Below are 14,964 nucleotides of genomic sequence, written 5' to 3'. Positions count from 1 at the left end.
TTACCCATGTGAGAGTAAGTCATCGCCAGCTCATTATTCTAAACCCCCCTCAGTCAAAAGACTGAGGGGGGTTTTTCTATACATAATTTAAAAAGTAGAAAGTAAACTCTTAATGATTTCAGAAATTAGAGTAAGCCGTAGCTTCAATTTGTTCTTTCCTTAATTTAGGTTGAAACAGGGTTATACTAAATAGGCATATGGAGCTTTTATGTCTGATTCCACTGTTATTTCCACTCATATTCAGTATGGTACACGTCCTTTTTTTGCCATTTTACTGTCATTATTTTTAGCGGGCTTTTCTTCTTTTTCATCGTTGTATTGTGTGCAGCCCATGATGCCCATTTTTGCACAGTTTTTTGCTGTTTCCCCTACGCATAGTAGTTTTCCTTTATCTGCTTCCACAATTGCTTTAGCAGTAGGACTACTGTTTAGTGGACTCATTTCAGATCGTTTTGGTCGTAAGGTGATTATGGTTTGGGCCTTACTTTTAACGGCTCTTTTACTGATCCTGAGTTCATTATTTCCAATTTGGGAAATTTTTATTGGCACACGTGTGTTGATCGGATTTGCAGTTAGCGGAGTAGCTGCGGTTGCAATGACTTATATTGGTGAGGAAATTGCCCAACAGGATATAGGTCTCGCGATGGGGCTATATATTTCAGGAACTGCAATTGGTGGAATGGGTGGCCGTTTGATTGCAGGTGTATTGATCGATTTTATGGCATGGCAAAAAGTTATTTTATTGATTGGTATATTAAATTTCATCAGCGCAGTAATTTTTTATCTTATTTTACCTCAATCTAAACATTTTAAAGCTTATCCGATTGCATTTTCACGCTTTAAAAAGTCGTTTATCAAAAATTTCAGTGACTCTAAGCTTCGTTTATTGTTTGCCCAAGGTTTTATTTTAATGGGCTGCTTTGTAACGATATTTAATTATATGAGTTATCACCTCTTAGAAAAGCCTTTCCAATTATCACAAATATGGATTGGATTAATTTCTGTTGCATATTTAGCAGGAATTTATAGTTCACCTCGTGCAGCAAAATGGGGTGAAAAATTTGGTCGACATCGAGTTTTGCCTGTAATGTTAATCTTTATGCTAACCGGTTTATGGTTGATGCGAACAACATCTATCGGTTTAGTTTTATTGGGTTTAGGCATTTTTACTTTTGCATTTTTTGCAGCACATTCGACTTGTAGTAGTTGGGTCGCTGTACAAGCATTGCAATATCGCGCAGTGGGTTCATCTTTATATTTATTTAGCTATTATATGGGTTCAAGTTTCTTAGGCAGTAGTAGTGGTTTGGTTTGGGAATATTTTGGTTGGAATGGTTTGACGGCATTCATTAGTGTCATTCTGTTTTTGGGTTTATTTTTCGCTGTGAACCTATCTCGTCAAGCCATGATCTCAATAGATAAAAATTAAAATTTAAGCGTCTGTTTGTGTTTATTTTTTAATCAAGAACCTGAATCAAATTCATGCTAAAATGATCGGCTTTCATCTTTGATCTCTCCCGATCGCCATCTGCCAATCGAGATAATAAATCATGTCTACCGCTTATACCGCTCAGACAGCGCCCACTGCATTGTTTGATTATGACAAATATTGGGCATCGTGTTTTGAACCCGCTCCATTTTTGCCAATGTCACGCGAAGAAATGGATGTGCTGGGTTGGGATGCATGTGACTTTATCTTGGTCTGTGGGGATGCTTATATTGATCATCCTTCATTTTGTTCTGGCATTATTGGTCGTACATTAGAAGCACAAGGTTTCCGCGTTGGTATTATTGCGCAGCCAGATTGGACCAATCCAGAGGCTTTTCGAGTACTGGGAAAACCAACGATTGCATGGGGTGTAACCGCAGGTAATATGGATTCGATGATTAACCGTTATACGGCAGATCGTAAAATTCGTTCGGATGATGCTTATTCACCTGATAATCAACCGAATAAACGCCCAGACCGTGCTGCTACCGTATATTGTCAGCGTTGCCGTGAAGCCTTTCCTGATGTGCCGGTTTTACTCGGTGGAATTGAAGCGTCATTGCGTCGTATTGCACATTATGATTATTGGTCAGACAAAGTCCGTCGCTCAGTTTTAATGGATTCAAAAGCCGATTTACTCATGTATGGTAATGGCGAACGTTCGATTGTGGAAGTCATGCATCGTCTTGCGAAAGGTCAAAAAATTCACGAAATTACCGATGTTCGTGGAACTGCTTTTATTGTGAATAAACATAATCGTGCATCGAAAGCTCAATTTGTTGAAATCGCATCGAATGATGTTGATAGCATAGGTCGTGTAGATCCGATCATTAATCCTTACGTCATGACAGAGGATTTAGATGGGTGTGAAATTGAACAAGATAAAGGCAATTCACTGACTAAATACCAAAATTTCCAAAAAGAATTTGTCGCTAATCCGATTTTGCGTGAAGGCGACAACTTAGATCAAGACACCCAAATTGTTCAGTTACAGCCTGCTTCGAAAGCGATTAAACATAAATTACCGCCCCGTGAGTTGGCCGTAATTCGTTTACCTGCCTTTGAAGAAGTGTCAGCAGATCCAGTATTATATGCGCATGCCAACCGTATTTTGCATTTGGAAACTAATCCAGGCAATGCGCGGGCCATGGTACAAAAGCATGGCGAACGTGATGTTTGGTTAAATGCGCCACCTATTCCGTTGACGACGGAAGAAATGGACTATGTGTTCGATTTGCCGTATGCGCGTCTGCCGCATCCATCTTATGGTGAAGCACGTTTCCCTGCATTTGACATGATTAAGTTCTCTGTGAACATTATGCGTGGTTGTTTTGGCGGCTGTACTTTCTGTTCTATTACAGAACATGAAGGACGCATTATCCAGAACCGTTCTGAAGAATCAATTTTGCGTGAAGTTGAAAAAATCCGTGATACAGCACCGGGCTTTACGGGCATTATTTCAGACTTGGGTGGGCCAACGGCAAACATGTATCGTTTGCAGTGTAAAGATCCAGAAATTGAGAAGAATTGTCGTAAACCGTCTTGTGTATATCCAGGGGTATGTCAGAACTTACATACTGATCATGCACCGTTAACTCAGTTATATCGTAAAGCACGTGAACTCAAAGGCATTAAAAAAATCTTAATTGGTTCAGGTTTGCGTTATGACCTTGCGGTACTAAACCCTGAATATGTCAAAGAACTGGTACAGCATCACGTCGGTGGTTATTTAAAAATTGCGCCTGAACATACCGAAAAAGGGCCATTATCCAAGATGATGAAACCGGGTATTGGTGCTTATGACCGTTTTAAACAGATGTTTGATCGTTTTAGTAAAGAAGCAGGTAAAGAACAATATCTTATCCCTTACTTTATCGCAGCACATCCGGGTACAACCGAATATGACATGATGAATCTGGCGATTTGGTTGAAGAAGAATGGTTTCCGTGCGGATCAAGTACAGACCTTCTATCCATCACCTATGGCCACGGCAACCACCATGTATCACACTGGTAAAAACCCACTGGCAAAAGTGGCACGTTATACCGAAAATGTCGATATTGTGAAAGGTGATAAACGTCGTCGTATTCACAAAGCATTCTTGCGTTACCATGATTCAAATAACTGGCCATTACTCCGTGAAGCATTGAAGGAAATGGGTCGTGCAGATTTAATTGGTAACTCGAAACAGCATTTGATTCCGACTTATCAACCTGTGGGAACTGAAGGGCAGTATCAATCGGCACGTAAGAAGAACTCGACGGTTGCCGGTGATTCACAAAAACGCAGTACGGATCATGCGACTGGAAGTAATCAGACAACGAATCAATCGCGTCCATCCAATACCAAAAAACGTCCTGAACGAGGACAAATTTTGACTCAGCATACTGGATTGCCTCCGCGTGAAACAAGTGATCAGCAAAAACCATTCGGAAAAGCGAAACCGAAAGGCAAAGCTAAATCTAAGATAAAAGCTTAATATTCTGATTAAAAAAGAACGCATCAGCGTTCTTTTTTATGACAAAAAGATGAATAGTGCATTTTATCGGAATTGTAGGACAATAGCCTAAAGTTCTATTGCAAGCATACACAGGCTTGAGCTAAAGTATTTATAGTGTCAATGAAAGGATTTGATTTGCACATTAGGGATGAATATTAGAATAAGTGCAATTTTTTGTCAGTTTTTATGATGTTTTCGTCATAATTAAATGCAGTTTGTTTACTTGAAATATTTAATAAAAAGACTCGGTATATACTCATGATCGATAATAGAAAAAATCGGTGTGATACCGAAAAGATTATAAAAAATTTAAAGGATTAAGAAAATGATCATTTATATTCTCATTGGAATTTTAGTGCTTTGTTATGTACTGTACATGGCTTGGAAAAGTTTAAACAGCCGTACTCAGAAAAAGGACAGCGTATTAAAACAAAGAGCTGTTTTTAATATTAATCAACAAATCACTTTTATGCGTTTAAAAGAAATATTGCCTGAGAGCACTATTCTTGCACATGTATCTTTTGATGCTTTGTTGACCACAAAATATACACGTACTCGTCATAAATATCGCAATATGGCGGCAGACTTTGTGATTCTTGATGATGCCCATCAAATAAAAACCATTATTGCGTTAGATGATCCGATGGCATTAAAGCGTCCACAAGATGCTCAATATCAAGATGCCCTTTTAGAAATGGCAGGATATCAAGTGATTCGCTATTCAAGCGTGCCTGAGTTTTATCAGTTGAAACAAGATTTTCTGCTTGAGAAATTTCCTCATCATATATTAGATGCACATTTAGAGGACGATCGTAAAAAATATAGTTTTTATCCAGACTTAAAGCGTAAAAAAGTACGTCTTTTTAGTTAATATAAAAAAGCATGAATTAAGGTTCATGCTTTTTTTATCATTTATTTCAAATTGTTGAACGAACAGCAGTTACCGTCATTTCAACCAGAACTTCTGGTGTATAGAGTTTGGCTTCAACACACGTACGTGCGGGCGGATGACCATCTGCAACCCAAGCATCCCATACTTGATTCATTGCCGCATAGTCTTGTTCAATATCTTTTAAAAAAATTAAAACCGATAAAATATGGCTTTTATCTGTACCTGCTTCAAATAATAAACGATCAATATTGGCCAAAGTTTCTTGTGTTTGGGCTTTAATATCGAGTGAGGTATCATTGGCCAATTGACCGGCTAAATGCACCAGATTTCCTGAAATAGCCACTTCGCAATAACGTTTTTCGACATGTAGACGTTGAATAGTCATAAAGATTCAATCCTATATTTTGCGCATTTTGCAGTAATATTCATTCAATTGGAATGTAGGAAAAGAAAAATATAAGATCTAAGCAACATGAGCAAGGATAAATGAGGGTTTAGCTGTTGATTATTTTTGAAAGTAACTAAGGGTATAGAGATGCAGAAGCAGAAAATTTCCATGCTGGACGACAACGTTGCCCTGTAATGTTCGGATTTGATCGTCACGTTAATCACAGGACAAGGATGCTAAAAGTGAAGGTGATTTTTAGCATCTCAGCGATGACATGGATAAATGCATCGCGCCGATAGAGTACCGTAAAAAAAGGGTGGATGGGTAAAAAATTGCTCACATTTTGTTATTTTACTTAAAAAACATAAATTATGGCCATAAAGAAAGTTGTGGCTGATCATTTTGTTCGGAAAGATGATAGACCCCAATCCCAATCAAACGGAATTGAAAATGTTTTGGGATTTGCATTTCAAGCAGTAATTGTTGAAGAACATGCTCTAAATCCTGTTGCGTTTGAAGTGGTTGTTTGAAGCTCTTACTGTGTTGTAAGGTTTGAAAATTTTTAAGTTTTAATTTGGCAGAAACGCCACGCGCACAGAGTTGTTTTTTATTCAAACTATTCCAGACTTGGTGAATTAATTGAGGCCAATATTTACGACATTCATCTAAACTTAAATCAGTATCAAAGGTGGTTTCTTTAGAGATTTGTTGCCGTTCTCGGCTCACCTGTACAGGTCGATCATCAATGCCTTGTGCATACATGAAAAGTTGATGGCCGTATTTTCCAAAATGTTGAATTAAAACGGTTTCTTCAATACGTTGTAAATCTCCTAAACTATGCAGATTGAGTACTTTAAGTTTTTCTTGTGTTACTTTCCCTACACCAGGAATTTTTTTTAAAGGTAAATCTTGGATAAAGCTTTGAACTTGATGCGGTTTAATTACACAAAGTCCATCGGGTTTATGCCAGTCTGAAGCAATTTTAGCAAGAAATTTATTCGGGGCAACGCCAGCAGAGGCAGTCAATCCTGTAACGTTGAAAATATCTTCACGTATTTGAATCGCGACTTCAGTGGCACTCGGAATATTTTTTAAATTTTCGGTGACATCTAAGTAGGCCTCATCTAGGGACAAAGGCTCAATGCAAGCCGTATAATTTTGAAAAATTTGATGAAGCTGCTGAGAAACTTGTCGATATTTTTCAAAATTGGGTTCAATAATAATCAATTGTGGACAGAGTATTTTGGCTTGGGTCATCGACATGGCAGAGCGTAAACCAAACTTGCGGGCGGGATAAGACGCCGCTGCAATGACTGCTCGTACATGATGCGACGAGATAACCACAGGTAAGTTTTTTAACTCGGGGCGATCTTTGAGCTCTACAGATGCAAAAAAAGCATCCATATCAATATGAATAATTTTTCTCATACAAGCGGTTTTAGTCTTTGCGCTGTTCCAAGCTTGAGTATCTCATTTTCACTCTATTATTTGTACAATAGAAGCTCGCTATTAAAACGCATCTTGAACATCTTTAAGTATTTTAAATAGGGAAAATAAGCGTGTTATTTTGACGGCAGATTTTGAAAATATTTTGAACGATCAATGCCATTTTGTTCTAGAAAATGCGCCCACTCATATTGACTGCCATAAAAAACATTGAGATCAACTTCTTTAGAAATTCCTTTAATTTTGCCTTGATTGGTATGTTGCCAAAATAGCCATGCAGGATTATTTTTCAAATCGGGTTTACTTTGATATTCACGTACCCAAAGCGGCGTTTTTGTAAACTGACCTGCTAAAATAATATTATAAAAGGATTTAGAAATATAAAAAATCGGCTGTTTGCCATAGTGTTGATAAAGTTGGTCGTGCATCACTTGAATTTCTTTAAGTAGCTGTTCTTTGGTATACGTATTGATACAGTTGCTGTCATATTCCAGATCAATAACGGGGGGTAAAGCATCTGCTTTATTGGGGACAGTTTCAATAAAATTTTGTGCTTGAATCCTACCATCACGGCACAAACGGTAAAAATGATATGCACCGACTAGAAAACCCTGTTCACGTGCTTGTATCCAGTTATCTTGGAATTTTCGATCTTTAAAATCGCCACCTTCTGTGGCTTTTAAATAAATGAATTGGAAGGTTTTGGGTGATATTTTTCTCCATTCAATCTCACCCTGATGATGTGAAACATCAAAACCTTTAATGGGATATTCTTGTGCCGATGCAGGATTGTGATGTAAAAAAAATGTATAGACGAAAAGAGCCAAACACGCGATGCCTAAACCCGCGCAAGAAGCATAAATTTTTTTATAGCTGTTTTTAGCTGTTCGTTGTTTTGGCATAATTTTTTTGACGCTGGCTTAGTCTAAAGGTCATCGCACAGTCAACAATTTTACATAAACTGGCGTGTATGACGTCATTATATGGGGGTGTGTCGAGGAATACGCCAAAAAATGCAAGCGGTAATCAAATTAATACAGCCCAAACAAATGAGAGTGCTGTGGAACGCTGCTGTTATTTGTGCTGTTCCATAATATACAGTGAAAAGATTCACCAAAGTACCCGCTAATGCCACACCGATACTCATTGATAACATCATAATCATGGATAAAAAACTGTTACCACTGCTGGCTTGTGATTGGGCTAAGTCCTTTAAGGTCAGCGTATTCATGGAAACAAATTGTAGTGAGTTTAAAATACCAAAAATAAAAAAATGTAAGGCTCTTAGCCAGAGTGGTGTGTCCGCAGTGGTCAGCGCAAGGCTGGCAATGCATGTTCCAACCAACAGGGTATTGACCAATAATACTTGTCTGTAACCAAAGCGTTGGATCAAAGGTCGAATGATCGGTTTTGAAACCAAGGATCCCAAAACAGTAGGGATCATCATTAATCCTGTAACCAGTGGACTAAAACCGAAAGCGACTTGCAGCATTAAGGGTAATAAAAAGGGGAGTGCATTTCCACCCAAACGTGCAAAAAAATTGCCGATGATACCAATCGCATAGATCTTATTTTCAAATAATGTACTGCGAAATAGTGCATTTTGATGGGTATGTGCATGATAGGCATAGATTCCCGTTGCCACCAGCCCAATTAAAATTAAACCGACACTAAAGCCTAGAGAATTTTGCGCACTGGAAAAGTTTTCAATACCTAAGGAGATACCGACCATCGCCACCACCAAAAGCATAAATCCACTGAAATCAAATTTTTTGACTTGTGCTTCCGTGATATTCGGCATGGCTTTAAACGTGACAAAAATACCCAACAGACCCATTGGAAGATTGATTAGAAAAATCCAGTGCCAAGTCGCAGCTTCCACCAACCAGCCGCCTAAAGTTGGACCGATGAGCGGACCAATCAATCCTGCTAGACTCATCAGGCTCATGGCAGATAAAAACTGAACTCTTGGAATCACTTTCAGCATGGCCAATCGGCCGACGGGAAGCAATAAAGCCCCGCCTATACCTTGAATGACACGGAAAAATAGCAGTTGCTCTAAACTTTGAGACAATGCACAGCCCAACGAGGCCAGTGTAAAAATCACAATAGATGAAAAATAAGTATTACGGATACCAAAGCGATCTGCGAACCAGCCACTTAAAGGAATACAAGCGGCCACAGAAAGAACATAAGCCACCACCACACTATGCATATGCAAAGGATTTTCGTTCAGGCTTTTGGCCATGATCGGCAAGGCTGTATTGACAATCGTGGTGTCTAGCGCCTGCATAAAAAAGCCAATCGAAACTAAAAAGACTAAAAGTCGATATTCAGGTTGTACGGCTTGATGTGAAGGACTGACATTCATAAAAGTACAAAAGAGTATTTTTAAATAGTGTAAAGCAATCTGGAATAAATGTTGTAAGAAAAAGTTCAATTTTGGATGGTCAATAAAATGCAATAAAACTGACATTAAATCGTCATTGAGATGACATGCTTTCTTTATAAATTGGTCAAAATTTAAAAACCAAGACAATAGGATAACAATGAAAACTCAAATTTCTGTGCTGATGATGGCATTACTTTCTGTGGGGATGGTCGCGTGCAATGACGACAGTGATAAAACAGCAGCCACTACACCACCTGTTGTTGAAGAAACCACACCCAACAGTATTGAACTGAGTTCAATTGGACGGTATGAAACGGGTTTTTTTGCTGAAGGTGCAGCTGAGATTCCTGCTTATGATGCAGCAACAAAACGTGGTTTTATTGTCAATGCCAAAAAAGGTGCAGTGGATGTACTGGATTTATCTAAACCAGAAAATCCCGTACATATTGGTGAAATTACCAGTCGCACCCTATTTGCAGGTTCTGAGATTAACAGTGTCGCTGTCAAAAATGGCATCGTTGCGGTTGCAGTTCAAGCAGCGAAAAAAACCGATAATGGTTGGGTGATTTTGTATAAAACCAACGATTTAACGAAACCATTGACTACACCAATTCAAATAGGTGCGTTGCCTGACAATGTCGTCTTCAGCCCAGATGGTAAAACCATTTTGGTGGCCAATGAAGGCGAACCAAATGATGACTATAGTATTGATCCAGAAGGGACAGTCAGCATCATTGATCTTGGTGATGTGAATAAACCCGTATTAAAAACAGCCGATTTCAATGCCTTTAATGGTAAAGAAGCCGAATTACGCGCCAAAGGTATCCGCATTTATGGGCCAAAAGACAATACCCAAGCTTATGCTGCAAATAATTTGACCAGTGCAGCCAAAGACTTGGAACCTGAATACATCACCGTTTCTGCCGATAATAAAACCGCATGGGTGACCTTGCAGGAAAATAACGCATTGGCAAAAATTGATCTTGCGACGGCTAAAGTGCTCGACCTGCTGCCATTCGGCTACAAAAATTATGGCACAGCGGGTAACGGCATTGATGCTAGTGATGATCCTAAAGGCATTGATATTAAAACTCAACCAAGCGTCTATGGCATGTATTTACCGGATTCCATTGGTAGCTATCAAGTGGCTGGAAAAACCTATCTTGTGACGGCCAATGAAGGTGATTCACGTGCATGGGGTGAAGATGACGATGCTTATTGGGCGGGCAATCGTAGCAAAGGTTTTGTCGAGGAATTCCGCGTCAAACATTTGGTACATAAAGATGGTTTTGATCGCCGTGCGAACGATGACTTACCGCCGCAATTACGTGATTTAGCTGCTGGCGCATTGCTCGATCCAGTGAATTTTGCATGGTGTGGTGCAGAAAAAGGCAAAGTCGGGAACTGCCGCAATGATGATGTTTTAGGACGTTTAAACATCTCTTGGACGATGGGTTATGAAACTGATGCGATAACTGGTGCACCCGTTATGTACAACGCAAATGGTGATAAAGACCCAGCGGGGAATCGCTTGCTGTATAAGAATCTTTATTCTTATGGTGCACGTTCATTCTCAATTTGGGATGAAAACGGCGTATTAGTGTGGGATTCGGGCGATGCCTTTGAAAAATATCTCGCCAGTGATCTTGCCAAGTTTGGTAAAAACCGCAACATCAATGCCAAAGATTTCTTTAACACAGGTCATGATGAAGGTGATGCCTTTGACTCACGTTCAGATGCCAAAGGCCCAGAGCCTGAAGGTATTGCGATTGGTCAAATTGGTAAAAAATTCTTTGTCTTTATTGGTTTAGAACGTACAGGTGGGGTGATGGTTTATGACATCACTGATCCGAAAAAACCTATTTTTCAAGATTATTTAAATACGCGCGAAGACTTTGTGAAAGACCCTGAAACAGAATTTAAAGCCGGTCGTGGTTCAGCTTTGGGTGATCTAGGGCCAGAAGGTTTGGTCTTTGTGGCAGCAAAAGATGTGCCGAATGGTAAGCCTTTATTAATTGTTGGTAATGAAGTGAGTGGTAGCACTGCAATTTTTGAAGTCAAGCTAAAATAAAATAATGATTTAAATCCGTAATCTTAAAGCCTCCTGCATTTCAGACATTTCATCTGATCGACTGGGGGCTTTTTTTATGGCTTTCAGAATATCCTGTCACGGTTATGTCATAATCTCCTTCACACTTTTCAGTTGTACTGAATTGGATTTTTCATTGGTGAAATAGGTTTTGTTGTTATGACAATCGAAATTTTGATGATTGTAGGCTTTTGTTTGGCCGCGTATTCAATTGTCGGAAATGATGTACCACAGACTTTAGGTACTTTTATTTCATCAAATGCACACCGCCCTTGGTGGATGTTGTGGCTGTATACCAGTAGTATTTTAACTCTTGTTTTACTCTATGGTTGGTGGGCTTCAGGTATCGGTGATGCTTCATATGGACGTTTAGAAACCATTCCTTTCCCTGCAACGGGTATCACTTGGTTATATATTGTTCCACCCGTTTTACTGATTCTTTTAACCAAATATGGCATTCCTGTCAGTACTACATTTTTGGTTCTGACCATTTTCTCGCCCAGTAGTTTGGGAGCAATGCTCACCAAGTCAATGATGGGCTATGCGGTTGCTTTTGTGGTCGCAATCATTGTTTACCGCTTTGTGATTAAAGGCATTTCAGTTTATTTCAGTAAAACGCGTGACCATAAACCCGCTCATATTTGGGTGGGGCTGCAATGGGTATCTACCGCCTTTTTGTGGAGTCAGTGGCTGATTCAAGACTTAGCCAATATTTTTGTTTATGTTCCACGTCAAGTGCCATTTTCATTTTTGGTGTTTGCCATATTGGTTTTTGTCATTTTGTTGGGCATGATTTTTTATCAACGCGGTGGCGCTATTCAAAAAATTATTGACACGAAAACGGGTGTTGCTGATATTCGTTCTGCCACAATTATTGATTTTATTTATGCCATTATTTTATTAATTTTTAAAGAGTGGAGCAATATTCCGATGAGTACCACTTGGGTATTCTTAGGTTTACTGGCGGGTCGTGAATTTGCGATGTCGATGCACTTGGCTGAAGTGAATAAATATCGAACCTCACGAAATGTCAGTAAAGATGCCATGAAACTGATGTTTGGTTTAATCATGAGTATTGTGTTGGCAACGACTTTGCCTTGGTTTTATCAGTTTATTTCAAATTTATAGATAAAACACGGCAAGAAAAAGCCAGTATTCAGCCAATCAAATTTTATAAAAATAACGTGGCAATACTGGCTTGAGAGTCTAAAAGGTAGATGATTGTTTAAATAACAAAATGTTTAGGTGCATTCAGATTTTTAATGGCATTGATGATCTGATCGGCATGATTGCAAATAATCAGTTTCGCACGATGTTGGGGCGGTAAAAAACCTTCTTCAACGGCATGATCAAGCTGAGTAATTAAGGCATTATAAAAACCATTGACGTTGTAAAGCATCATTGGTTTTTGATGCTGATTTAACTGTGCCCAGGTCGCAACTTCTAGAATTTCTTCAAACGTCCCTAAACCACCTGGCAATGCCACAAAAGCACTGGCACGTTCAGCCATAATGGCTTTGCGTTCATGCATGGTTTTGACAATATGCAATTCAGTCAGCTGATTGTGGGCAATTTCATAATCCAGCATAAACTCAGGAATGACCCCTACGGTTTCGCCATTTTGCTGTCTGAATGCATCTGCGACTTGACCCATTAAACCAATACTGGCACCACCATAGACCAGACCAAAGCCGAGTTCGGCCAGTGCTTGCGCCAGTGCGATCGCTTTTTCTTGATAAATGGGTTTATTGCCTAAACGTGAACCGCAATACAGTGCAATTAAAGGTTGGGTAGTTTGAGCAGAAGGATTTTTATGTTTTGGAGTCATTTTTACTACACTGTTCATCATTATATTTTTACCATAACACTTTATTTTTTCATGCTCTAGTTTAGGTAGAAAATATGACAGTACATATTGCTGAATAGGAGGGCTTTGCAAAGATTTGTTGAAAATTAGTGAGAGTAAAGCGCTGTAGATTGAAAAAAGAAGGAATTTTTAATTCAGCTTGTTATACTGAAAATCTGTTTTCCAACAAATGAATCAACATGGGCAGTGGTTGTCATCGCACCGAACATTTTCATTCGTACATAAAAATTACACAGCAGAATGTTCAGTGCATATTTATCGATTATAAAATTAATTTTCTAAACTCAAGCTTGAATTTCATGCGGGAGAATCTCCAATGATCTTTGAATGGATGTCAGATCCATCTGCATGGATTGGACTGGCCACTTTGGTGGTTTTGGAGATTGTACTCGGCATTGATAATCTGGTTTTTATTGCCATTTTAGCCGAAAAACTACCGCCTCATCAGCGCAATACGGGGCGGATTGTCGGTTTAATTTTAGCACTGCTGATGCGTTTGGTTTTATTGGCCTCAATCGCTTGGGTCGTGACGCTGACTCAACCGCTGTTCCATATTTTTGATCATGCTTTCTCGGGTCGTGATTTAATTCTCTTGTTCGGTGGTGTATTCCTGTTATTTAAAGGCACCATGGAATTACATGAACGTCTAGAGGGAGCACAGCCGCAAAAAGAAGAAAACCCCGTACATGCTGCTTTTTGGATGGTGATTGTTCAAATCGTCGTACTCGATGCTGTATTTTCACTCGATAGCGTTATTACTGCTGTTGGAATGGTGAAAGAGCTGTCAGTGATGATGATTGCGGTGATTATTGCCGTGGGGATTATGCTGTGGGCTTCAAAACCATTGATGGAGTTTGTCAATAAACACCCTACCGTGGTGATTTTATGTCTGGGTTTCCTGATGATGATCGGTTTTTCACTGATTGTTGAAGGTTTTGGTTTCCATATTCCAAAAGGCTATTTATACGCTGCGATTGGTTTTTCAGTGGTGGTTGAATTTATCAATCAGACCATGCGCCGTAATCAGGAAAAAATGGTCACCACCACAGATTTACGTTATCGCACTGCATCAGCCGTGATGCGTATGCTGGGTGGCAAAAGCGACTCACAAAATAATGAACCTGAAAATGTATTGGCTACGCGTGCCTTTGCCGATGAAGTCTTTGATGAAGAAAATGGTGCTTATCATAGTGTGATGGTACAAGGTGTTCTGGGACTTTCTGAACGTCCAGTCAAATCGGTGATGACACCACGTCCAGAACTGGAATGGATTGATTTAGATGAAGACGAAGCCTCTATTAAAGAACAGTTGCTCAGCATGACCCATTCACGGCTAATTGTCGCACGCGGGGAATTAGACAATATTTCAGGTATTGTACTGACCCATAAAGTCATGAATGAATATATTGAAACGGGTGTCCTCAATTTTGAACGTCATTTGCGTGAACCAGTGATTGTGCATGAAAATGCCCAAGTGCTTATGGTGATGGAGCAATTACGTCAAGCACCGTTACAGATGGCAATTGTACTGAATGAATATGGTTCTATCGAAGGCATTGCAACTCCGATTGATGTACTTGAAGCGATCGCAGGTGAGTTTCCTGATGAAGATGAGCTGGAAACAGCTGCAGAAAGTTTAGAGGATGGAACGCTAATGCTCGAAGGTTCAACCGATATTCGTCATGTTTCCTTACTGTTGGGGCAGGACTTGGTTGATGAATCTGAGCAATATTCAACTTTGTCAGGTTATATTTTATTCCATCTTGGGCGTTTGCCTGAAAGTGGGGCAAAATTAACAGCAGATGGTTATATTTTCGAAGTGGTTACTATGGATGGGCATAAAATTGATAAAGTTCATTTGATGCCGTATGTTGCTTCAGAGAGTAATGATTAATTGAGGT

General features: G+C 39.4%; 11 protein-coding genes. 6 read left to right on the top strand and 5 right to left on the bottom strand.

What is annotated here, in order from left to right; translation table 11 throughout:
• The first annotated feature begins 208 nt into the window (after window positions 1–208).
• The 3 genes from GA0116959_RS09900 (at window position 209) to GA0116959_RS09890 (ending at window position 4,860) form a co-directional block, all read left to right on the top strand.
• A complete protein-coding gene (locus GA0116959_RS09900; protein ID WP_092720560.1) occupies window positions 209–1,429 on the top strand; it encodes an MFS transporter in 1,221 nt (406 codons plus the stop codon).
• A 121-nt stretch (window positions 1,430–1,550) separates the two neighbouring features.
• Entirely contained in the window at window positions 1,551–3,968 is a 2,418-nt protein-coding gene (locus GA0116959_RS09895) for a YgiQ family radical SAM protein (RefSeq protein ID WP_092720559.1), read from the top strand.
• Window positions 3,969–4,314: 346 nt separating this feature from the next.
• Window positions 4,315–4,860, top strand: coding sequence for a DUF2726 domain-containing protein (locus GA0116959_RS09890; protein ID WP_092720558.1), 546 nt, complete (start codon window positions 4,315–4,317; stop codon window positions 4,858–4,860).
• A 46-nt stretch (window positions 4,861–4,906) separates the two neighbouring features.
• Here the strand turns inward: GA0116959_RS09890 and GA0116959_RS09885 are convergent, their stop codons facing one another.
• From GA0116959_RS09885 to mdtD, 4 genes are all read right to left on the bottom strand, one after another.
• Entirely contained in the window at window positions 4,907–5,266 is a 360-nt protein-coding gene (locus GA0116959_RS09885; RefSeq protein ID WP_092720557.1) for a RidA family protein, read from the bottom strand.
• Between the two features lie 372 nt (window positions 5,267–5,638).
• The gene (dinB, locus tag GA0116959_RS09880; protein WP_092720556.1) at window positions 5,639–6,697 is read right to left on the bottom strand and encodes a DNA polymerase IV; all 1,059 of its coding nucleotides are present in this window, start codon (window positions 6,695–6,697) and stop codon (window positions 5,639–5,641) included.
• A gap of 134 nt (window positions 6,698–6,831) precedes the next feature.
• A complete protein-coding gene (locus GA0116959_RS09875; protein WP_092720555.1) occupies window positions 6,832–7,617 on the bottom strand; it encodes a glycoside hydrolase family 25 protein in 786 nt (261 codons plus the stop codon).
• 77 nt (window positions 7,618–7,694) lie between these two features.
• On the bottom strand, window positions 7,695–9,086 hold the full coding sequence (gene mdtD, locus GA0116959_RS09870) for a multidrug transporter subunit MdtD (RefSeq protein WP_092720568.1): 1,392 nt from the start codon (window positions 9,084–9,086) through the stop codon (window positions 7,695–7,697).
• Window positions 9,087–9,264: 178 nt separating this feature from the next.
• On the opposite strand from mdtD, the gene GA0116959_RS09865 reads away from it, so the two are divergent.
• Window positions 9,265–11,178: a choice-of-anchor I family protein gene (locus GA0116959_RS09865; RefSeq protein ID WP_092720554.1), complete on the top strand. Its 1,914-nt coding sequence runs from the start codon at window positions 9,265–9,267 to the stop codon at window positions 11,176–11,178.
• 177 nt (window positions 11,179–11,355) lie between these two features.
• The gene (locus tag GA0116959_RS09860) at window positions 11,356–12,324 is read left to right on the top strand and encodes a hypothetical protein (protein ID WP_092720553.1); all 969 of its coding nucleotides are present in this window, start codon (window positions 11,356–11,358) and stop codon (window positions 12,322–12,324) included.
• 97 nt (window positions 12,325–12,421) lie between these two features.
• On the opposite strand, the gene GA0116959_RS09855 is transcribed toward GA0116959_RS09860, so the two are convergent.
• Complete coding sequence (locus tag GA0116959_RS09855) at window positions 12,422–13,042, bottom strand: LOG family protein (RefSeq protein WP_092720567.1); 621 nt, start codon at window positions 13,040–13,042, stop codon at window positions 12,422–12,424.
• A 337-nt stretch (window positions 13,043–13,379) separates the two neighbouring features.
• Here GA0116959_RS09855 and GA0116959_RS09850 point away from each other — a divergent pair, with 337 nt between their 5' ends.
• Window positions 13,380–14,957 (top strand): TerC family protein, encoded by a 1,578-nt coding sequence (locus GA0116959_RS09850; protein WP_053578992.1) that lies wholly within the window; start codon window positions 13,380–13,382, stop codon window positions 14,955–14,957.
• Window positions 14,958–14,964 lie beyond the last annotated feature (7 nt).

The organism is Acinetobacter albensis, assembly GCF_900095025.1.
Classification (GTDB): Bacteria; Pseudomonadota; Gammaproteobacteria; order Pseudomonadales; family Moraxellaceae; genus Acinetobacter; species Acinetobacter albensis.
The sequence above is the reverse complement of the archived record's forward strand: the minus strand, read 5'-3'. Positions and strand labels throughout refer to the sequence as shown.